We start from the raw sequence: 19,735 nt of genomic DNA, 5'->3' as shown, positions 1-19,735 counted from the left end.
GTTATCCTGAAACAGGTTCAGCCATCTCCCGAAGTGCTTTCAGAATGGCTGCAAGCGAATAAGGCTTGGAGATAAAGCGGGCCAGAGCCGGATTGTCAGAGGCTTCATCCCGCCGAAGGTCCCCATGACCACTAATGTAAATCACGGGGAGATCAGGCCATTTTTCTCTGGCCTGATGGCTGAGGCTCATGCCGTCGCCATCAGGAAGAGACATATCTGCCACGAGAGCATCAAGGCTGCGTTCAGCGGAAATACAGGCAATGGCTTCCGCGCAGTTACTGGCTTCCCTCACTGTAATCCCACTGTCTTGCAGAAACTCCACAAGACAGGTCCGGATCAGAAAATCATCTTCAATGATGAGAACAGTGAGGGAAGATGTCATAAATTACGAGGACCAGTTCTTTTCAAAGTCACCATACAACGTCAGGCCGCCATCAACAAAGAGGGTTTGACCCGTGATGTAGGTGCTGTCTTCGGCGGCCAGGAATGTGACGGCATCCGCGATCTCACGTCCTTCGCCCGGGCGCTTCATCGGAATGTGGTCAGCCACGTTCTTGTACTGCTCTGGATCGTTGATCCAGGACATGTTGATCGGCGTCACGATTGCACCTGGTGCGACTGCATTCACGCGGATGCCTCGGCTTGCATATTCCAGAGCCAGCGTGCGGACGATGTTGCCTACGGCGCCCTTGGAGGCGGAATAACCGAGATAATGAGGCTTCGGGATGATCTGGTGCACAGAGGAGTTCACGATGATCGCGCCCTGAATGCCGTTTTCGAGCCAGTACTTGATGGCTTCGCGGCAGGGCAGCATCACACCCGTCACATTGACGGCCATCACGCCTTCAAAGTCTTCCAGCTTGATGTCTTCGGACGGGGAAGGGATCTGATAGCCTGCATTGCAAACCAGCACATCCAGTCCACCCATGGCCTCAATGCTTTCGCGCATCAGGCGGCGGACGTCTTCTTCCTTGGAGATGTCACCCGTGGCGATCGGATGTTCACCGCCAGAAACCTTTGGAAGCTTGTCGCGGACAGCAATCAGCTTGTCTTCCTTGCGGCCATTCAGCGCAACCTGAGCGCCTTCTTCTGCAAAGCGTAAGGCTGTTGCCTCACCAATACCTTGGGACGCACCCGTAACGAGTACTTTCTTGCCGGCGAAACGATTGCTGTAAGGGGCGGGCATAGGTCCTCACCTCTCCTTGAACGTCAGTGATTTAAAGATGGGATAGGGCATCCGGGAGCGGCCTTCCGTGTCGCCAACGCGGAAACGGCCTGAAGGATGCTTTTCAAACTGTGATGTTTTCGTAATTACGCGAAAACATCACAGAATTCTGGAAGGCTCAGGCGGCCTTCATGGTCTTGGTCAGGCTCTCGAGGACCGTTGCGGGGTCCGTATTTTCGAGAACGGCAACTTCCGCAACAAAGCGCTCCTGTGCAGCTTCGAAAAGCTTACGCTCGGAGAAGCTGCCATCAAGGCTGTCGACGTTACGACGCAGGTCACGAAGAACTTCCGCAATCTGGATCAGATCACCGGAGTTGATCTTTTCCTGATAGGCGACAGCACGACGGGCCCACATGCCTTTGCTGACATGCGGCTTGCCCTTGATGACCGTCATCGCCTTGTCCACGATATCCCGCGTCACGATCTTGCGGAGACCAGCCTTACGGGCCTTCGCAAGCGGAATGCGGAGCATCATCTGATTGCCGGGGAACGAGATCTGGATCATCTCGATCATGGTATCGGCCACTTCGACCATACCAATCTTTTCCACGCGGCCTACGCCATGGGCGGCATAGACGATGGAGTCACCTTCGCTGAACGGGTCAGTGCCGTGTTCAGGGTCGGTTTGACGGGCGGTGTACTTGGCTGCGGCACGAGCCATTTCGTCGGTCATGCCGCCCTTCGGGGGGGTCTTGAAGGTGTTCATAGCCACGGATGATACCAGAAAAACCCCCTCCTGTCCTGCACTATCATGTCCAATCAGGGCTGAACGCCGTGCTTGGACTGAATGATGCCAGGAGCAGGCTCTCCAATCGGCTGAAGCAGGTCACGCTCGATTGTCCGCGCCATCGTGTGCATCGGGAGGGCATGAACGCTGGCAATAAACGGTTCCTGCAGGTCACGGCCACTGCGATCCAGCATCTGGAACAGAAGCCCGATGACACTGGAACCAAGCGGAGTAATCCACCCCAAGGTCTGCACGGCGGAAAGCGGCAAAATGATGCAGAAAAGATGCGTCGCGATTTCGGGAATGACCGAATACTGCACCGGGAGCGGCGTATTGCGGATACGCTCAAGACCGCCCTGCGCATTGGCGATGTCGGACAGAATGCGGTCCACGGTGCCATGGACGGCGCCGTCGATATTCTTGAGAGCCACTTCCTGCTGCACACCAAAGCCAATTTCGTAAAGCAGGGCGTTGGCTGTGTTGGAGCAGGCGAAGACTTTTTCACGGATGTCGGACGGAAGAAGGCGATCTACTTCCTCGCCCGTCTTGTCACCACGCAGAGCTGCGCGCAGGACATGCGGGTAGGCTGCCATCAATCTGGCCAGATCAGGCCGCCCGCCGAGCAGGGATGCAGCCTCACGGCCAAACGACCGGCAGTTGTTCGTGATGGAGCCCCAGAGGGTTCGTCCTTCCCACCACCGGGCATAGGCCGCGTTGTTGCGCATGCCCAGGAAAATGGCCAGTGCGGAGCCCATGAGAGAAATTGGCAGCGCTGGCTGGTCCATCCACTCCTGATGATAGATCTGGAAGAGAATGACGACCACGAGGTCCCAGAGCGCCAGAATCAGAAGAGGTGGCAAGGACTCTCTGAAAAGAATGGCTAGCCCGTGTTGGCGATTGACGATCAAGCCTGTGCTCCTTGCCTGAAAACGGTATGGCCGGTGAAACTAACCGTGAAAAGTGTGACCGGCCAACACCAAAAGATGTCCACTCTCTTGCACTCTTTTGCCACTCGAACCGGAAAAGAAACCTTTCGAGCGTCAAGTGTCAGGGCAGGAGAAGAGTGTAAAGCGTAACGCGGCTCTTGCGTCCCGTTTCCCTCATGAGACACTTTGTACACATATATCAGGGAGCCAGTTCAGATGGATGTCATCGCCGCGATTGCCTTTGAGGCCGGAAAGCCTCTTGAAATTGACACCGTGCAGCTTGAAGGCCCGAAAACGGGTGAAGTTCTGGTCGAGATCAAGGCGACTGGTCTGTGTCACACGGACAAGTACACGCTTTCTGGTCAGGACCCGGAGGGCCTCTTTCCGGCCATTCTCGGGCATGAGGGTGCGGGCATCGTTCGGGAAGTGGGGCCAGGCGTCAAACATCTGAAGCCGGGCGACCACGTCATACCGCTTTACACTCCGGAATGTCGTGAGTGCCCGTCCTGCCTGTCTCGCAAGACCAATCTGTGTACGTCCATCCGCTCCACGCAGGGCAAGGGCGTTATGCCGGATGGGACATCCCGGTTTTCATACAAGGGTCAGCCCATCCATCACTATATGGGGTGCTCGACCTTCGCGAATTTTACGGTTCTGCCGGAAATTTCCCTTGCGAAAATCCGTCCTGACGCGCCGTTCGACAAGGTCTGCTACATCGGTTGCGGTGTCACGACTGGGCTCGGGGCAGTCATGTTTACGGCCAAGGTGGAACCGGGATCGACTGTCGCCGTGTTTGGGCTTGGCGGGATTGGCCTGAATGTCATTCAGGGCGCCAAGATGGTCGGGGCGACACGCATCATCGGTATTGACGTCAATCCGGCCCGGGAGCAGATGGCCCGCGAGTTCGGCATGACGGACTTCGTCAATCCCAAGGACCTGGGCCCGAACGGTGATCTGGTGGGGCATCTGGTTGAGATGACCGGCGGCGGCGCAGACTACACGTTCGAATGTGTGGGGAATGTCACCCTTATGCGGCAGGCTCTGGAAAGTGCTCATCGGGGCTGGGGTGTGTCTTGCGTGATCGGGGTGGCCGGGGCAGGGCAGGAAATCAGCACGCGCCCATTCCAGCTTGTGACGGGTCGCCGCTGGATCGGTTCAGCCTTCGGTGGGGCGAGGGGCCGCACGGATGTTCCCAAGATTGTGGACTGGTACATGGATGGACGGATCGACATTGATTCCCTCATCACCCACAAACTCAAGCTCTCCGAAATCAATCACGGCTTTGACCTCATGACGCGCGGCGAGAGCATCCGCAGCGTCGTGGAGTATTGAGCATGACTGATGTTGAGACGCTTGGGCAGCATGCCTGTTGTGGCGGGTCTGTCCGTTTTCTGAGGCATCAGTCATCTGAACTGGGCGTACCTGCAACTTTTGGGATTTTTCTGCCCAAAGAGGCTCTGGCAGGCAAAAATGTTCCGGTTATTCATGTTCTCGGCGGTCTGACCTGTACGCATGAGACTTTTCTCATCAAGTCCAATGCCGTTCGTTTCGCTGCGGAACACGGCATTGCGCTTGTGGCGCCTGATACGTCTCCCCGGAACACCGGAACAGCCGGTGAAGATGATGAATATGACTTAGGAACCGGGGCTGGGTTCTACGTGGATGCGACGCACGCGCCATGGAGTGCCCATTACCGGATGGAGAGCTACATCCGGAAGGAGCTTCCCGCTCTGACCGAAAGCCTGTTTCCGCTGGATGGAAATCGACGCGGAATTATGGGCCATTCCATGGGCGGCATGGGAGCTCTCAATCAGGCCCTAAACCATCCGGAATTCTGGAAAACAGTCTCGGCCCTCGCGCCCATCTGTCATCCCAGCGTTATCCCCTGGGGGCGAAAAGCCTTTGATGCCTATTTCGGCGGAGACCCTGCGAAGTGGAAGGAATGTGACCCCACGCTTTTGCTGCGGAGCGGGCATAAGCATCCGACTTCAATTCTCGTGGATCAGGGGCTTCAGGATCAGTATCTCATTGACCTCCGTCCGGACGCCCTTGTTGAAGCCGCAAAAGAATGTGGGCAAGCGCTGGACATGCGCCGGCATGACGACAGTGACCATTCCTATTGGTTTATTCAGACCGTCATTGCTGATCATCTGAGCTATCACGCCAAAGGACTGAAGGCATGAGACGTCTTATAGTTGCCGCCCTGCTTGTTCTAGGGGGCTGCGTGTCGTCGCAGGCTCCTGTTGGGCCAGCCTTGACCCCCGTCACGCATGCGGATTTCAGCCACGATACACTGGCCCTAACCTGGCAGCCCGGTTTTTGTGCAACGGGCGGAGGATGTCTCACGGGACAACCTCATAACCATCTGATCGGTCTACACGGGCTCTGGGCATCCGAGCCGCATGCCCTAGAAGCGCAGGCAGTGCCTGTGCAGCAGTGGTGGATGAAGGGGTGCGATATTTATGACCATGACGACGCGCCGCCAAAGCTTCAGCCTGCCACTGAGAATGCACTGGCAAGCGTGGTGCCACACCTCAAGCACCCGCTGCATGTGCATGAATATACCAAGCATGCTCGCTGTTTCGGATATGACGCTGACAAGTTCTTCGTCACGTCCATGATCCTGCGGGATCGTTTTGCGTCTTCAGCTTATGGCCAGTGGCTCGCACAGCATAGCGGCTTTCAGGTGAAGAAAGACGATCTGCTGTCGATGTTCGTGCAGCTCACGGGTGTTCGGGAGGAAAGAGCACTTCAGTTTCAGTGTGAGCCTGACCACGAGGGTCGGGTTGTCCTGACACAGTTCTGGTTCACTCTGGACCCGAAGAAGCTTTCAGTCTTCCCGGGGAATGGCGCTTATCTCTCATCCCCGCAGGTGCAGGACAACTGCCCGGCAACGTTCATGATGCCGGGTTGGCCGCTGCCGGGAGCAGCGGTGCCCGTTAACGTCAGTCAGTGACCGTATAGTTCTTTGGTGCTGATTTCGGGCTGTGCGGTGTCGCGCAGCCCGTCTGGTGTGACGCCATGATAAAAACAGCTGCGACGCCCGGTGTGGCAGGCGACGCCAGTTTGATCCACAATCATCAGGACGGCATCCATGTCACAGTCCAGCCGGGCTTCAATAAGATGCTGCTGCTGGCCTGACGTTTCACCTTTGCGCCAGAGAGACTGTCGGCTCCTGGACCAGTAACATACACGCCCCGTCAAAAGCGTTTCCCGCAGAGCATCCGCATTCATCCACGCAAGCATGAGAATGACGCCTTTCGTGTCCTGCGCGATGGCGGAAATCAGACCATTCGCATCGAACTTCGTTTGGCTGACGATGTCATCGACGATGGCGGGGGCAGGCGGGGTATAGGTCACGAACGCATCTCCACAGGGAACCAGTCAGGCCACACAACGGAGACTGGTTTGCCCTCAAAAGCAAGGTCTGGCGAAAGCCACGCTTCACGCCGGAGGAGGGCCAGAGCGTGAGATCCATGACGTGAGCGCAATTCACCGACCTCTTTGTCCCCCATTGTGAGAATGCCGCCTGTTTCCGGAAAAGTACTGTCTTTCACCGTGATTGGCAGGATGCGGCGGCGGAGAAGACCACGATAATGGGTGCGGGCGGTCAACTCCTGCCCCATGTAGCAGCCTTTTTTCCATGACACGCCGTGCAGCAGGTCCAGATTGGCTTCCAGCGCGAGCGTTTTTTCACTCTCGAAGTCGTCCGTGTCGGGAAGGCCAAAAGAGAGACGTCGGTCCAGCCAGTCATGGCCCGATGTAGTTTCGACAGGTGGCTGGGAGACAATCGCTCGCCACCCGGCGCTCTCGCAGCGTGGGTCGGGCGCGGAGCAGAGCGCTTCAGGTGGTATCGTCTCAGTGGCACCAACAATGACATGCAGTGCTGTCAGTTCAATTTTGACGTCTGCGCGCAAACGAAAGCGTGACAGCTTTTTGACCAGCATTTCTGAATGCTCTGATGGACAGTCCATCAGAATGCGATCGCCATCGCTGAAGAGAAAAAACTCGCTTAGCCATCTGCCCTGTGGCGTCAGAAGGGCGCTCCAGACCGCGTTACCAGGTGAGAGGGACTGAACGTCATTCGTGATCAGCCCTTGCAGGAATGACGCTCTGTCAGCGCCTGAAAAAGTCAGAACAGAGCGGTGGAGGAGCAGTTCAATCATGGGAGGCACCGGGGCATGCGTGAATGAAAGGCGGGGCAGTATGATATGCTGCCGACTGAAGACGAATAAAAGAGGACTTGTACGATACGGATTAAGCTGTCTCTTTGTACAGAGCAAGAATTGACGAAAGTTTATTGGAAGCAGGCAAAAAACCTGCTGGTTCGAGCGTTCGTTCAGTATCGTATGGGTTGCGGTAGATTAATCGGCAGGAGATATTGGCATGTCAAAGCCTGTCAGAAATACCATCAGACTATCCGTGCTTCCGGAGTAACACGCCCTTGTCAGCTGCCGAGATTGTTGATCCGACACGTAGCCCAGCCAGTAGCCGGCAAAAGGTTCTGCAGTTTCTTGGGCCTATTGTTGGTGTGCTGCTGGTCATTGCCGCCATTATTGCGATCAGTCTGCACAACTATCGGACCACCCGTCAGGGCGCGATTGCGCTTTCCTCTGACCTGCTGCGCAGCCAGCAGAAGTATGTGACGGAAGAGGTCCGGAATTATCTGTCTCCGGCATCTGATAGCGCCAGCATCGCCCCAGACATGTTTGGTTCACCGCTGACGGACACGTCACCAGACTCGTTCATGCTCTATGGCCGTTCCATGCTGGCTCATACGCCCCAGGTGGACAGCTTTTATCTGGCCAGTGATCAGGGCCAGTTCTGGATGGTGACACGGCATGGCAAGGACTACGAGCAGACGCATTTTCAGGTCGAGAATGGTCATGAGGTCTATCGGCACACATACGTGGACCAGAATGGCACATATCTGGGCACGGCATTTGATCCGGCTGACAAATATGATGTCACGGCGCGCCCATGGTTTCAGGGCGGCATCAAAAGGATTGGACGGGGAGACGGAGCGCTCTACTGGACCAACCCATACGCATATCTAGCGGCTCGCGAGTTTACCATCACCGCGTCCATTGCCTTCCCGATGAAGGATGGGCACCACGCGGTTTTTGCTACCAATATCTCCCTGAACCGGCTGACGTCTTTTCTTAACGAGCTTCAGGTTGGCCGTAGCGGTCGAGCTGTGATCGTGGATATGAAGGGGCAGATCATCGCCGGGCATAATATGGGCGAGGATGGTGCGGAGCCGTCCTTCGATCCCGCCCATATGCAGCTTGATCCGAAGACACAGCCTGTTTTCATTCGGGCTCTGAATACTTTCAGGGTCAAAGGACCGGGGCCGGGCCTCGTGACGGCGCGCAATAAGAATTACGTGACCATCGCCGCGACGCTCCCCTTCGTGCACAGGCGCTGGGTTCTGTTGCTGAATGCGCCAGAAAACGATTTCTCGGACTTTGCCGTTACAGCGCGTCGTCAGAACCTCTGGTTTTCGGCACTGGTCGTCGGGCTGGCCTCTTTGCTGGCGCTCGGGTTGATCATACAGGGGCGGCGCATTGAGCGCCTGCGCAAACGGCTTGAAATTGGTCGTGAGCAGATGCGCGCGGAAAATGCCTCTTTGTATGAAATTGCCAGTACCCCGGATCTGTTTGAAGCGTCGCATGATGTCCCGATCCTGACCGAAGCTCTGGCAGCGCGGACCGGCTCCCGTCGGGCCAGCCTCTGGCGATTGCTGCCGGACGGAGAACGTCTGCTGTGCGAGGATGCTTTTGACCCCGTGCGGGATGTTCACAGTACGGGCATCGAGATTACGAAACGCGAGCATAGCAAGCTTTTCGATGCCTTGATGGAAGGGCATTCCCTTTTCATTGAAGATGCGCGTCAGGATGAGCGCAGTCAGAACTTCCAGCGTATCATCATGCGATCCGTCGAGGCCAAGTCGCTCGTCTTTCATCCGGTTATGCGTGGGCATCAGGCTGTTGGTGTTATTGTTCTGGAAGATCCCTCCAGAGCAGACGCGATGGAGCATATTGTCGCGATTGTCTCGTCGGTCGTGGCACTACGGTTTTCTCAGGCTCTGGATCAGGGAGACCAGCAGGCTGGGGCGCGTCCGAGCGTGTCGCATGAGCTGAAAGACACGCGTTACGATGAGGGCTTCCTCCTGCCACCGGGTTCGGGTGTTCAGGACGGCGTGGTGCCAAGCGGGATTTACCCGCAGGTGCCGGTCATGGTGATTTCCTTTGCTGATCCTTATGCAATGGATAGCCACAGCGCCGAACGCGCCATGAAAGTTGTCTCGTCGCTCAGCGAGGATATTCAACGCATTGCCCGGGAAACAGGGCTGTTCTCTGTTCAGGTGGTGAGTAACCGTCTGGTGCTGGTTGGCGGATGTTCGCAGGAGCCCGATCCGGGTGCCGTGCTGCGTCTGGCAGATGCTGCGGTCTCCATCCGTGAAGCCTGCCTGTCGCTGCTGGCGTCCGTAGATATTGATCCGGTCTTCCGCGTGGGCATTGATGTTGGGCCTGTTATGGCTGCGATGCTCGGCAAGGAGCCGTCCGTCTTCAATCTGTGGGGCGAGGCTATCAATGTGGCTGAGCTTCTGGCTGCCAGCGCGCCGGATGCGGGGACAATTCAGGTTTCGGAACAGGCCTATCTTCAGCTTCGGGAGCATTTCCTCTTCAGAGCCCGGGGCATGTTCTATCTGCCCAACAGCGGTGTGACCCGCAGCTTCATTCTGGCAGGGCGGCGATGAAAACCCGCTTCGATCGTATTCCGCGCGTGCAGAATGCCCTGGGCACTCTGGGGCATTTTACCCGGACCCAGATGCGGTTCACCCTGATGGTTATTGGTGCCTCGTGGGGCGTTATTCGTGTTGGTCTGTCACCGACGTCATGGCGCCGGACTGTGCGGATCGAATTCTGGCACTCCCTTCAGCAGGCCACAGGCGGCGGTCTTCTCAGTGTGTTGGTGACGGCCGCTCTGACAGGGTTCGGAATTGTGGCGCAGGCCGTTTACTGGCTGGGTTTTGCCGGGATGGCCCAGATGACGGGCTCGATCCTGTCTACCGTGATGGTGCGGGAGATTGCTCCGGTGCTGGTTGGCGTCATTCTTCTGGGGCGTTCCGGGATGTTGATGCTGACGGAACTGGGTACCCTGACGACGGGTGGTCAGATGCGCGTTCTGACAGGGATGGGGATTGACCCGTTCGTGGCGTTTCTGCTTCCGCGAAGTCTCGCCATGACCATCAGTGGGTTCACGCTGGGCATCATCTTCAGTTTGACGGCATTGCTGGTCGGTTATGCGGTGTGTCGTGTTGAAGGTGTTATCACCATGCCGGTCTGGGCGTTTCTGGATCAGGTGGTGAGCAGTATGCACCCGGTCGACTATTTCGCCATTCCCGCCAAATTCATTTTCAGTGGCTTTGCGGTCGGTGTGTGCTCATGCCTGTCCGGGATGGATGCCACGACTGAAGACGATCTTTCGTCTCTGATGCCCCGAGGATTTGCGCGTGGCATTCTGTCCATCATGACGATTAATGTCGTCCTCAGCGTCTGGCTCGGTTGATATGGCCGACGAAAAGACAGTCCCGCCTGCTGAACTGAACATCCTTGATCCTATTCTGGAGTTGCTGGATGCCCGTCCGCGCTTTGATGGCAGTGGTTTGGCCTCTGTCCGTTATAACCTGCGTTTGAATCCGGGGGACTGCGCCCTGATTGAATGTCGGGATATGCAGCAGGCCAGCCTCTTTGCCGATATGTGTGTCGGGCTGGTAGATCTGGATGACGGAATTGCCCGCTGTATGGGGCTTGAATGGTCTGATCTGGATGAACGCCGGGCTGCGGCCTTGCGGGGGCGGATCGGGCGGATGGTGGCCAATGGCGGGTGGATCGACCTGTATGGCACTCACATGAACATTCTCTGGCCACAACTGCATCATACTCGGGTGCCCGAGGAACGGTTGATGCAACAGGCCGTGCAGTTGGGAATGCAGTTTGGTCTGCCTGGTCTGCCGGTCGTTTCTCCGGGCAAACTGTCTCCTCTGGATCGTTGCCGCGCGGACTGCGTGCGTGCGTTTCTGGGGGAGCCTGCACTTCTTCTACTGGAAAATCCGATGGGAAGTGCCAATCCTCCGCTCATGAACGCCTTTCTGTCTGCGCTGACGGATGCGCGTGACCGGGGCTGTGCTGTTGTCTGGCTTGCCCCGAATGACAGCGGCTGGGGAGCGTATGAAGCGGATGCGACCATTCGCCTCCGACTGTATGATGATGGACTGTTTTCGATGCGAGGGTCTTGATGTTTCGCGTACGCCGCCCTGACACTGCCCGCCCGCTTTTCCAGAACCGCTATGCGGATGAATGGGTGGGATTGCTGGTCCTTGTGACCATCGTCCTCTTTGCTGTGGCGGTGGCAGAAGCCGGCTTTCTCAAGCAGTGGCTGACACCCGAGAAGAAGATCCACTTTGTCCTGCCGGAAACCGGCGTGGCCGGGCTGGCTATTGGTGACGACATTGAGATCATGGGCGTGCATGCCGGTGAAATTCGCCATCTGGATTTGAACAGCACTGGCCGCATGTATGCCGAGGGCTATATCGAGCCACAGTTTGTGCCCTTCATCCGGCAGGATAGTGCTGCGGTGATCCGGCATCGTTTCGTGGTGGCCGGCGCCAGCTATATCGAGTTAGGTCGTGGACGTGGGGAAGACATGGACTGGGGCTATGCCGTGCTGAACGCAACGGTAGAGGCAAACCCGGCAGACGTGATTACCCAGACGGTTACGGACCTGAGAAACAAGCTCGTCCCTGCAATGGATAGCGTTCAGGCCATTACCAAGCAGGTCAACGACATGCTGACGGACATGCGGGCTGGTAAGGGCACGGTTGGCGGCCTTCTCTCGAAGGATGATACCCTTCAGAAAGCCAATCAGGCGCTGGAAAATCTTACAGAAGTTATCGCCCGCCTTCAGCCGATCGAAAAGCAGCTTGGGGGTGTCATGACGAAAGCTGATGGCACGATGGACAATGCCAAATCGGCCACGGATACCCTTCGCAAGAGCATGCCGCAGGTGCAGGAAACGATTACCCATACCAGTGCTGCAACAGCCCAGCTTCCTGCGCTCATCACGCAGGCGGAAGCGAGTGCCAATAGCCTCCGCAAGCTGACAGATCAGCTCAGAGGCCTATGGTTGCTGGGTGGTACAGCGCAGAAAGCGCCCAGTCATCGTCTGCCAGCGGAGGCTGTCCGTCCATGAAGCGTATGATTCTGCTGTGTCTTGCCATGGCGAGTTGCTCGTCTGTGACCAAAGGACCCGATCCGGATCAGGCTTATGAAAACGCCATGGACACCGGGCGGAGCGCTTTTGAGCTTGGACATCCAGACCAGTCCGAAAGTCAGTACCGTGCGGCGATGGACCGTGCCCTTATCCGGGATGATGCCGCCCAGATCCATGATGCGGGCTTCAATCTTGCGACGGCCCTGCTGGAAGAAAACAAGCCTGCGGATGCTTTGACAGCACTCGATCGTACCGAAAAAGCTCTGAAGCTGCGTCAGTACAGTCAGACCAGTGATCTGGAACTTGTCAGAAGTGCAGCGCTCTATCGGCAGCATGATCTGACGGGTTCTGAGGCGTCCGCGCTCGTGGCGCTTCAGTCGCCTGATGTGGGTATTCGCAATCGTGCGGCTTATCTGGCTGGTCTGGGGGCTTCGGATCAGGGTGACACAGCGCAGCTGGCCCGCATGGAAGCATTATTGGCTCCCTCAAAAGAGCCTGCTGCCATGCTGGACCATCAGGATCTGGCGGCCCGTCTGGCACTCCTGAATCATGCGCCAGCACTTGCGCTGGAACAAGCCATGTCCCTGACACAGAAGAGACGGGATGCGCAGGACTATGAGGGAATGCGGCGTGCTCTGCTTGTCGCGGCTCAAGCTGCTGAAGCACAGGGTGACATGAACACCGCCGCCGCTTTACGACAGCAGGAACTCTCAAGCCGAAGCGTGCAGCAGACTGGCCATGTGGAGAGAGCCTCCATCACGGTCTCTGCCGTGAGTGCGCCTGCAGCAGCCATTCGCTGATCAAAGGAAAAATTTTTCCGTCATTGCCAGAGCCGCCCCTCTCATTCGATAGTAACGAAATCGGAACGAGAAGGAGAGAAGATGAGGCCTACATCCAGGCGAATGGTTCTTGGGTCTGGAGTGGCCTTGCTCGCTCTGAGGCTGACGCACAGGAGTCAGGCGCGGCCTTATCGTCTTCCGTCAGCCGCTGTGATGGCTGCGGATCGGTTGCGCCCTCAATATCATCTGATTGCTCCTTATGGGTGGATGAACGATCCCTGCGGCCCGGTCTGGGTCAATGGTCGCTATCACATGTTCTATCAGTGGGGTCCGGACAAAGCTGCGTTTGGAAACATTCACTGGGCCCACGCGACCAGCCCTGATCTCGTTCACTGGCATCACGAACCCGTTGCGATGAGCCCTGTTCCCGGGGGGCCAGATGCTCTCGGAGTTTTCAGTGGTTGCGTTGTGATCGTTGAAGATCAGGCGATCGCTTTTTACACGGGCATTGAGCCATCCGTGCAGTGTACGGCGACATCTGATCTCCAGATGATGCACTGGAAGCAGAACTCCGTCCCGGTTTTGTCTGAGCCCCCGCCGGGACTGCATGTTGATGGATTTCGCGATCCGCTCGTCTGGAAGGATCACGAGGGGTGGCACATGCTGCTGGGCGCCAACGTTCGGCAATCCGAGTTTGGTCCGGGTGGCGTCATTCTGAAATACGATAGCGAAAATCTAAAAGACTGGACCTATCGCGCTCTTTTCTATGGCCCCACGCATCAGGCTGGCGCTTACGACGATGCCATGGAATGCCCGGACTTTTTTGCGCTCGGCGATACCTGGGTTCTGATCTACTCGCTGGGCAGCACTGTTTATTATGCTTCAGGCATTTACAGCGAAGGCGCATTTCATCCGCGCATTATTCAGCCGCTTGGATATGGCTCGTTCTACGCCGGACGGACCATGTTGGATGAGCACGGGCGGCGTGTTCTCTGGGGTTGGGTTCCTGAAAAGCCTGAGCGCAGTCATGGGGCCATGGAAGCGGGCTGGAGTGGTGTCATGTCTTTACCGCGGGTTCTTACGGCTGACGGGGATGCCGCTCTGCGTCTTGCGCCCCATCCCAATCTGACTGCGTTGGAAGGCCCGCATTTCCGCCAGCTCACGTCCTCGTCCTGGGCCGCTCCCAATGGACCGAACGGCCGAATGCGTCTGACCTTTATCGGAACCGAGGCGGGGCGCCTGACATTTGGAGGGCAGGGGCCATTTCTGGAGCTTGATTACGATCCATACCGGCCCGGAAAAGAATTGATGGCCAATGGAGATTCCGCACCCTTACCATTGGCCGCCCGCAATATGCTGGATATTTTCGTAGATGGTTCGGTCGTGGAAATTTTTACCTCTTCAGGTGTCTGTCTCACGACCAGGGCCTATGGAAAGACGGATGCGGCCTTCAAGTTGTCTTTGGAAGGAACGTTCCGTGAGGCCGTTGTCTCTGCCCGCGCGATGAGCCCCATTTCTCCAGATCGCCTGACCAGTAGCCCGGCCTGAACATTCAGGCCGAGGCTCTTGCTTCCACTTCGATCAGGGCCAGACCTTCAGCGACAGAGACGAATTCTGATCCGCCATCGACCCGGCTTTCACCAAAGCGATCCGTGAATAACTTCCGAACAGCCGGAACAAAAGATGTGCCGCCGGTGAGGAAGACATGATCGATATCGTCAATGCCGAGGCCTGTAACGTTCAGAGCATCGTCGATGGCTGCTGCGAGTTTTTCCAGATCGGGTTTGATCCAGCTTTCGAAATCTGCACGCGTGATGGTCTGCTCGATTTTCAGGTCCCGGTGGCTGAATTTTAGGACCGTGGTGTCGTGCCGTGAGAGATCGCTTTTGGCCTGACCAATCGCCCGATACAGGTTCTGGCCTTCCTGATCTTCAATCAGACGCAGAAGATTTCGCAGCTTCTGCGGATCGGAGGCCGTCTTTGCGACGTCTGCAATGCTGCGAAGGGTTTGAGGGGTGCGCATCAGGGACAGGCGATGCCAACGCCCGAGGCTCGCATACCATTCAATAGGGACGGGAAGAGGCTGCCCACCCATCACCCGATATGTCGTGTCCCGACCGAGTGCGGGTGCGATGACATTGTCGATAATACGGAAGTCAAACTGGTCTCCCGCGATCCCCACACCGGAATGACCCAGTGTGACGGTGCGCGGTGTGCCATGGGGGTCAAAGCGCATGACAGAGAAATCGCTTGTGCCGCCGCCGAAGTCTCCCACCAGCACGGTTGCTGGTGCGTCCAGTCGCTGCATGAAGCGCCAGCCAGCCCCTTCGGGCTCAAGTACGACGTTTGGCTCAGCGAAACCTGCCTCGACAAAGCTTTCCTTCAGGCGCTTCACACCCAGATCGTCGTCGGCCAGTTCACCAGCAAAGCGCACGGGCCGGCCGATCGTCGTGCTGACCTGCTCTGGTGTAATGCCGGCTTTGTCCATCAGGGAGCGCAGGAACCGGGCGATCAGGTTCTGAAGCGTCATTGTCGAGGCAAAAACACGTGTCTCGCGGAACGAGCCCTGAGCCAGATAGGTCTTCATGGACATGATGAGGCGGCTTTCTGCCGGATCATCCAGATAAGCCTCGATGGCATCAAGCCCGATAGCGTCCTGAAGAACGCGTCGATTGCCCTCCTGATCCATCCAGAGACAGAGCAGGGTGCGGCAGGTTTCGGAAGACGGGCTGTCAATGAAGTTGAAGATGGCAGGCTGCGTGTTGCCCTGCTCATCTGCGATGACGACGACACTGTTGGTCGTTCCAAAGTCGATGCCGACGCGAATTTTTGGCGCTTTAAGAGGTTGCGTCGTCATTTTGGCTGGTCCCGTCCCGAATTCGCGAAGGGCGAGGGTTTAGGAAAGAACGGCTACGAGGCCAAGGGAAAAGTTGAAAAATGGCTTTATGGAAGGCGCAAAATGTCAGAGCGCGCTGTTTTTTGCTTCATCGTAAAGACGTTGAGAGTCCTGAATGTCAGCCATATGGGTTTCAGCCCAGTGCGTGAGGCTTGAAACAGCCTGGATCAGGGTCTCTCCAAGAGGTTTGAGGCTGTATTCAACAGTGACGGGCACGGTTGGATAAGCTTGCCTTAAAATAAGCCCGTCACGCTCAAGGTTTTTCAGAACCTGAGACAGGATCTTCTGTGAAATCCCATTGATGTCCCGCTTGAGGGCATTGAAGCGCACAACGTCATTCTGAAGGCGGTCCAGCACAAGAAGGGCCCATTTGTCACCGAGCCTGTCAAGCACCATGCGGGTCGGACACTCTTTTGCATAGACGTTGAAACAGAGGTTTCGTGCCGGGGTGTCTGGTTTCTGCGAGGTTACCATGTGTCTTGAAAGTGCCTTCTTGTCTCGAATTTTCCAACATAATACCAGAAAGGGTGCTGGTTTCCAATGGATACCACGTATCGCATTGTATGTTTGATCTCTTGGTTCGAAGGACAGGAACGATGTCTAAAGTCTTGGTCGTCTATCACTCAGGGTATGGGCACACCAAAGTGGTGGCGGAGCATGTGGCGCAGGGAGCTGAGGCTCAACTCGTGGCAATTAGCGCGGATGGTGAGATTACCGAAGCAGAGTGGGCCGCATTGGATGGCGCGGATGCCATCATCTTTGGAACGCCAACCTACATGGGGAATGTGAGTTGGCAGTTTAAGAAATTTGCAGATGCCACGTCCAAAATTTGGTTCACGCGCGGCTGGCAGGACAAGGTGTTCGGTGGTTTCACGAACTCCGCCAGTCCGAACGGGGACAAGCAGGTGACGTTGATTACGCTGCAAACACTTGCATCCCAGCATGGTGGCATCTGGGTGAGTCTGGGAATTCCGCCGTCCAACACTCTTGAGGCCACGGGCGACGATCCGAACAATCTGGGCGGCTCAGTCGGGCTTCTGGCGCGCGCTCCAGCAAATGCGGGGATCGATGGCGTGCAGAAGGGAGACCTGCTGACGGCTGAGCGCTATGGCCGTCGTGTGGCTGATATTGCGGCGCGTCTCAAAGCTTAATCAGCAATGTATGAGGCGAGGCACTGCAAACAGCATGCCTCGCCCTTGTTGGTTAGGACAGAGCCGCTTCGTAGGCAGGAACGTCCGGAACGGCAGGACGTAGCGTTCCCATTTCTGCTTCAGACTGAACCATCGGCGTCATGCCCAGAGCGGACAGAAGTTGACGGTCACGGTGTTCAGCAGGGTTTGGCGTGGTGAGGAGCTTCTCGCCACAGAAGATGGAGTTGGCACCTGCGAGGAAGCACAGAGCATGTGCCTCATCGGTCATGTTTTCACGCCCTGCTGCCAAACGCACATGGCTTTCCGGCATCATGATGCGGGCCGTAGCGATGATGCGAACGAATGTGATCGGATCGACAGCTTCAGCCTCACCTAACGGTGTGCCTTCAACGCGAACGAGCAGATTGATGGGTACGCTCTCGGGATGCTTCGGCAGGTTGGCGAGCGTCATCAGCAGGCCGGCGCGGTCGGACAGATCTTCGCCCATACCCACGATTCCGCCACAGCAGACATTGATGCCAGCATCGCGCACGTTGGAGAGTGTGTCGAGGCGCTCCTGATACGTGCGGGTGGAGATGATGGAGCCGTAAAATTCCTCGGAGGTGTCGAGGTTGTGGTTGTAATAATCCAGCCCGGCATCCTTCAGGCGCTGAGACTGTACGGAGTCCAGCATTCCCAGCGTGACGCATGTTTCGAGACCAAGGGATTTAACGCCTTCGATCATCTCACAAACGGAGTCGAGATCGTGGTCCTTCGGGGAGCGCCAGGCAGCACCCATGCAGAATCGGCCTGCGCCTGCTGCCTTTGCTGCGCGTGCCTCGGTCATCACCTTTTCGACGGCCATCAGACGCTCGGCCTTCACGCTTTTTTCGTGTCGGGCGCTCTGCGGACAGTAGGCGCAGTCTTCGGGGCAGCCGCCGGTCTTGATCGAAAGAAGCGTGGAAATCTGCACTTTTGTGGGGTCGAAATAACGACGGTGCAGTTCCTGGGCGCGGAACATCAGGTCCGGGAAGGGGAGGTTGATCAGCGCTTCAACCTCAGCGCGCGTCCAGTCGTGGCGGACGTCTGGCTGTGTCATTTTCTGAGCCGTCACGGGGCTTTCTCCAACGTTGTTGCGTCACACCTACCCAAAATGGCCCCGGCGTGTCATCTCATCGTCATGATTATGAGCCGGAAAACGGACGAGGCAAAGCGATGAAACACTGGCGTATCGAGCAGATGGACTGGGATTCCTTTGATCCATCCCGCGTGGACCCGGATATCATTCCTCTGGTGAAGTCTGCTTCAGTCGTTGAAAAGAATGGCTTGGACTACGCTGAATATCTGAGACACGTCTTTGTGGGAGACCCGGATTTCAGCGCGGCAACAGCCAACTGGGCAGTGGAAGAAGTTCAGCACGGAGATGCTCTGGGCCGCTGGGCTATGCTGGCAGATCCGAGCTGGGATTATGAAGAGGCTTTTGAGCGCTATCGCGCAAGTTACAAGATTGATGCAGACGTCGATGCGTCTATCCGCGGGTCCCGCACGGGGGAACTGATCGCACGCTGTATGGTCGAGACGGGAACGTCGTCTTTTTACACGGCGCTGGCGGATGCGACAGATGAGCCCCTGCTGAAAGCCATCTGCAAGCAGATTGCCGCCGATGAATACCGGCATTTCAAACTCTTCTATGATCACATGCATCGCTATCTGAAGCGCGAGAAGCTCAGTGTGTGGGCACGGACGCGTATTGCTCTTGGGCGTGTGACCGAGAGTGAGGACGATGAGCTGGCGTCCGCCTATCATACGACCAATGAATCCCCGGATATGCCCTATGATCACAAGCGCTGCATTGCGGCTTACATGTCGAAAGCCATGGGATTCTATCAGCAGAAGCACATTGATCGTGTGACGGCGATGATCTTCAAGACAATCGGCTTCACCCCGCATTCCCGTTGGCAGAAGCTGGCAGCGAATGGGGTGTATCGACTGATCCAGTGGCGTCGCAAATCGTTTCAGCGCCAGATTGCGGCCTGACGGTTCGTCAGACTTACGGAAATTCACAAGACGGAAGAGGCAATTTCGTGCCATGAAGGGCTGCATTTTCTGTCTTGTAACTGGAGCTTGAGAATGGACGTTCGACCACTTCTGTCCCGTCGCTTTATCTGGGGAGCAGCTGCCCTTCTGTCCATCGCAGGGCTGTCGCAGGGCTTCTCAGCCAAAGCAGATCCGTACTCGTTGCCGATCGCGACATCAGGCCCGGTGACAAGCGACACACCGGCAGCCGCAACGGTGGCCTCCCAGCAGCTTGCCCGACAGGTCGGATACGCTCAGTTTACAGCGGCGGACTGGCATGTTGGCACCGTGCGGCACATGGTGATGTTCCGGTACAAGAAGGACGCCACGACGGCACAGCGTGCAGAAGTGTCCGGCCGTTTTCTGCATCTTGCGCAGGACAGCCGCCGCCCGGACGGTCGCCCGGTTGTGGTCAGCATTGAGACCGGGTTCCAGAATAGTGGGGAAGGTGTAGAGGGCGGCCTGCAGCAAGCGTTCCTCGTGACGTTCCGCTCTGAAGGGGACCGGAACTACTATGTTGGCAAGCCCGTCGTGACAGATCCGGCGTTCTTTGACCCTGCCCATGAGGCCTTCAAGGAATTTGCCGGGCCATATCTCGATAAGGTTATGGTCTTTGATTATGACGTGCTGGCTGTCTCCGCCCCCGCTGACAAAGCACGCAAGACAACCCGCAAAAGCGGGAAGTAACAAAAAGTCT

At 56.9% G+C, this 19,735-nt stretch carries 21 protein-coding genes; 12 read left to right on the top strand and 9 right to left on the bottom strand.

All coding sequences use genetic code 11. The features are described 5' to 3' along the window. Position 1: 1 nt before the first annotated feature. From ABDK75_RS09290 to ABDK75_RS09275, 4 genes are all read right to left on the bottom strand, one after another. The gene (locus ABDK75_RS09290) at positions 2–382 is read right to left on the bottom strand and encodes a response regulator (protein ID WP_099210234.1); all 381 of its coding nucleotides are present in this window, start codon (positions 380–382) and stop codon (positions 2–4) included. Positions 383–385: 3 nt separating this feature from the next. Then, positions 386–1,186, bottom strand: coding sequence for an SDR family NAD(P)-dependent oxidoreductase (locus tag ABDK75_RS09285; RefSeq protein ID WP_064274068.1), 801 nt, complete (start codon positions 1,184–1,186; stop codon positions 386–388). A gap of 157 nt (positions 1,187–1,343) precedes the next feature. Continuing rightward, positions 1,344–1,931, bottom strand: a complete 588-nt coding sequence (locus ABDK75_RS09280) for a CarD family transcriptional regulator (protein WP_046899564.1) — start codon at positions 1,929–1,931, stop codon at positions 1,344–1,346. A gap of 53 nt (positions 1,932–1,984) precedes the next feature. Beyond that, entirely contained in the window at positions 1,985–2,860 is an 876-nt protein-coding gene (locus ABDK75_RS09275; RefSeq protein WP_346005663.1) for a bestrophin family ion channel, read from the bottom strand. 234 nt (positions 2,861–3,094) lie between these two features. On the opposite strand from ABDK75_RS09275, the gene ABDK75_RS09270 reads away from it, so the two are divergent. From ABDK75_RS09270 to ABDK75_RS09260, 3 genes are read left to right on the top strand one after another with little or no spacing between them, the layout of a single operon-like run. After that, positions 3,095–4,210 carry an S-(hydroxymethyl)glutathione dehydrogenase/class III alcohol dehydrogenase gene (locus ABDK75_RS09270; RefSeq protein ID WP_064274070.1) on the top strand — a complete coding sequence of 372 codons (1,116 nt, stop codon included), beginning with the start codon at positions 3,095–3,097 and terminating at the stop codon, positions 4,208–4,210. Positions 4,211–4,212: 2 nt separating this feature from the next. Continuing rightward, a complete protein-coding gene (gene fghA, locus ABDK75_RS09265; protein WP_346005662.1) occupies positions 4,213–5,061 on the top strand; it encodes an S-formylglutathione hydrolase in 849 nt (282 codons plus the stop codon). Next, complete coding sequence (locus ABDK75_RS09260; RefSeq protein WP_346005661.1) at positions 5,058–5,834, top strand: ribonuclease T2 family protein; 777 nt, start codon at positions 5,058–5,060, stop codon at positions 5,832–5,834. Before fghA ends, ABDK75_RS09260 begins: the two co-directional genes overlap by 4 nt. On the opposite strand, the gene hisI is transcribed toward ABDK75_RS09260, so the two are convergent. Further along, positions 5,828–6,238: a phosphoribosyl-AMP cyclohydrolase gene (gene hisI, locus ABDK75_RS09255; protein ID WP_046899559.1), complete on the bottom strand. Its 411-nt coding sequence runs from the start codon at positions 6,236–6,238 to the stop codon at positions 5,828–5,830. The genes ABDK75_RS09260 and hisI overlap by 7 nt on opposite strands. After that, positions 6,235–7,044 carry a folate-binding protein gene (locus ABDK75_RS09250; protein WP_346005660.1) on the bottom strand — a complete coding sequence of 270 codons (810 nt, stop codon included), beginning with the start codon at positions 7,042–7,044 and terminating at the stop codon, positions 6,235–6,237. Before ABDK75_RS09250 ends, hisI begins: the two co-directional genes overlap by 4 nt. A gap of 278 nt (positions 7,045–7,322) precedes the next feature. Here ABDK75_RS09250 and ABDK75_RS09245 point away from each other — a divergent pair, with 278 nt between their 5' ends. The 6 genes from ABDK75_RS09245 (at position 7,323) to ABDK75_RS09220 (ending at position 14,484) form a co-directional block, all read left to right on the top strand. Further along, positions 7,323–9,641, top strand: a complete 2,319-nt coding sequence (locus tag ABDK75_RS09245) for an adenylate/guanylate cyclase domain-containing protein (RefSeq protein WP_346005659.1) — start codon at positions 7,323–7,325, stop codon at positions 9,639–9,641. Further along, on the top strand, positions 9,638–10,453 hold the full coding sequence (locus ABDK75_RS09240; protein WP_046899556.1) for an ABC transporter permease: 816 nt from the start codon (positions 9,638–9,640) through the stop codon (positions 10,451–10,453). The genes ABDK75_RS09245 and ABDK75_RS09240 overlap by 4 nt, the downstream gene beginning before the upstream one ends. 1 nt (position 10,454) lies before the next feature. Continuing rightward, positions 10,455–11,183, top strand: a complete 729-nt coding sequence (locus ABDK75_RS09235) for a hypothetical protein (RefSeq protein WP_064274077.1) — start codon at positions 10,455–10,457, stop codon at positions 11,181–11,183. Then, positions 11,183–12,136: an MlaD family protein gene (locus tag ABDK75_RS09230; RefSeq protein WP_264648385.1), complete on the top strand. Its 954-nt coding sequence runs from the start codon at positions 11,183–11,185 to the stop codon at positions 12,134–12,136. The genes ABDK75_RS09235 and ABDK75_RS09230 overlap by 1 nt, the downstream gene beginning before the upstream one ends. Further along, positions 12,133–12,957, top strand: a complete 825-nt coding sequence (locus ABDK75_RS09225) for a hypothetical protein (protein ID WP_346005658.1) — start codon at positions 12,133–12,135, stop codon at positions 12,955–12,957. Before ABDK75_RS09230 ends, ABDK75_RS09225 begins: the two co-directional genes overlap by 4 nt. Before the next feature lie 81 nt (positions 12,958–13,038). Further along, a complete protein-coding gene (locus tag ABDK75_RS09220; RefSeq protein WP_346005657.1) occupies positions 13,039–14,484 on the top strand; it encodes a glycoside hydrolase family 32 protein in 1,446 nt (481 codons plus the stop codon). A 4-nt stretch (positions 14,485–14,488) separates the two neighbouring features. Here ABDK75_RS09220 and ABDK75_RS09215 read toward each other — a convergent pair whose 3' ends face one another. Further along, complete coding sequence (locus ABDK75_RS09215) at positions 14,489–15,793, bottom strand: Hsp70 family protein (protein ID WP_346005656.1); 1,305 nt, start codon at positions 15,791–15,793, stop codon at positions 14,489–14,491. 105 nt (positions 15,794–15,898) lie between these two features. Beyond that, a complete protein-coding gene (locus ABDK75_RS09210; RefSeq protein WP_249207698.1) occupies positions 15,899–16,228 on the bottom strand; it encodes a helix-turn-helix domain-containing protein in 330 nt (109 codons plus the stop codon). A 200-nt stretch (positions 16,229–16,428) separates the two neighbouring features. Between ABDK75_RS09210 and ABDK75_RS09205 the strand changes: the two genes are divergently transcribed. Beyond that, positions 16,429–16,983, top strand: coding sequence for a flavodoxin family protein (locus tag ABDK75_RS09205; RefSeq protein WP_346005653.1), 555 nt, complete (start codon positions 16,429–16,431; stop codon positions 16,981–16,983). A gap of 52 nt (positions 16,984–17,035) precedes the next feature. Here the strand turns inward: ABDK75_RS09205 and bioB are convergent, their stop codons facing one another. Continuing rightward, positions 17,036–18,061 (bottom strand): biotin synthase BioB, encoded by a 1,026-nt coding sequence (gene bioB / locus ABDK75_RS09200; RefSeq protein WP_064274199.1) that lies wholly within the window; start codon positions 18,059–18,061, stop codon positions 17,036–17,038. Between the two features lie 116 nt (positions 18,062–18,177). Here bioB and ABDK75_RS09195 point away from each other — a divergent pair, with 116 nt between their 5' ends. After that, positions 18,178–18,999: an acyl-ACP desaturase gene (locus ABDK75_RS09195; RefSeq protein WP_046899547.1), complete on the top strand. Its 822-nt coding sequence runs from the start codon at positions 18,178–18,180 to the stop codon at positions 18,997–18,999. Between the two features lie 93 nt (positions 19,000–19,092). After that, the gene (locus tag ABDK75_RS09190) at positions 19,093–19,725 is read left to right on the top strand and encodes a Dabb family protein (RefSeq protein WP_064274083.1); all 633 of its coding nucleotides are present in this window, start codon (positions 19,093–19,095) and stop codon (positions 19,723–19,725) included. The last annotated feature ends 10 nt before the right edge of the window (positions 19,726–19,735 follow it).

It is taken from the genome of Gluconobacter sp. OJA (genome assembly GCF_039638325.1).
In the GTDB taxonomy this organism is placed as follows: Bacteria; Pseudomonadota; Alphaproteobacteria; order Acetobacterales; family Acetobacteraceae; genus Gluconobacter; species Gluconobacter cerinus.
Note: the sequence above shows the minus strand (reverse complement) of the source record. Positions and strands in the feature narration are given on the sequence as shown.

Coding starts and splice junctions, on each gene's coding strand:
- ABDK75_RS09290 (WP_099210234.1), bottom strand. CDS start 382: ATGACATCTTCCCTCACTGTTCTCATCATTGAAGATGATTTTCTGATC.
- ABDK75_RS09285 (WP_064274068.1), bottom strand. CDS start 1,186: ATGCCCGCCCCTTACAGCAATCGTTTCGCCGGCAAGAAAGTACTCGTT.
- ABDK75_RS09280 (WP_046899564.1), bottom strand. CDS start 1,931: ATGAACACCTTCAAGACCCCCCCGAAGGGCGGCATGACCGACGAAATG.
- ABDK75_RS09270 (WP_064274070.1), top strand. CDS start 3,095: ATGGATGTCATCGCCGCGATTGCCTTTGAGGCCGGAAAGCCTCTTGAA.
- fghA (WP_346005662.1), top strand. CDS start 4,213: ATGACTGATGTTGAGACGCTTGGGCAGCATGCCTGTTGTGGCGGGTCT.
- ABDK75_RS09260 (WP_346005661.1), top strand. CDS start 5,058: ATGAGACGTCTTATAGTTGCCGCCCTGCTTGTTCTAGGGGGCTGCGTG.
- ABDK75_RS09250 (WP_346005660.1), bottom strand. CDS start 7,044: ATGATTGAACTGCTCCTCCACCGCTCTGTTCTGACTTTTTCAGGCGCT.
- ABDK75_RS09240 (WP_046899556.1), top strand. CDS start 9,638: ATGAAAACCCGCTTCGATCGTATTCCGCGCGTGCAGAATGCCCTGGGC.
- ABDK75_RS09235 (WP_064274077.1), top strand. CDS start 10,455: ATGGCCGACGAAAAGACAGTCCCGCCTGCTGAACTGAACATCCTTGAT.
- ABDK75_RS09230 (WP_264648385.1), top strand. CDS start 11,183: ATGTTTCGCGTACGCCGCCCTGACACTGCCCGCCCGCTTTTCCAGAAC.
- ABDK75_RS09225 (WP_346005658.1), top strand. CDS start 12,133: ATGAAGCGTATGATTCTGCTGTGTCTTGCCATGGCGAGTTGCTCGTCT.
- ABDK75_RS09220 (WP_346005657.1), top strand. CDS start 13,039: ATGAGGCCTACATCCAGGCGAATGGTTCTTGGGTCTGGAGTGGCCTTG.
- ABDK75_RS09215 (WP_346005656.1), bottom strand. CDS start 15,793: ATGACGACGCAACCTCTTAAAGCGCCAAAAATTCGCGTCGGCATCGAC.
- ABDK75_RS09210 (WP_249207698.1), bottom strand. CDS start 16,228: ATGGTGCTTGACAGGCTCGGTGACAAATGGGCCCTTCTTGTGCTGGAC.
- ABDK75_RS09205 (WP_346005653.1), top strand. CDS start 16,429: ATGTCTAAAGTCTTGGTCGTCTATCACTCAGGGTATGGGCACACCAAA.
- bioB (WP_064274199.1), bottom strand. CDS start 18,061: ATGACACAGCCAGACGTCCGCCACGACTGGACGCGCGCTGAGGTTGAA.
- ABDK75_RS09195 (WP_046899547.1), top strand. CDS start 18,178: ATGAAACACTGGCGTATCGAGCAGATGGACTGGGATTCCTTTGATCCA.
- ABDK75_RS09190 (WP_064274083.1), top strand. CDS start 19,093: ATGGACGTTCGACCACTTCTGTCCCGTCGCTTTATCTGGGGAGCAGCT.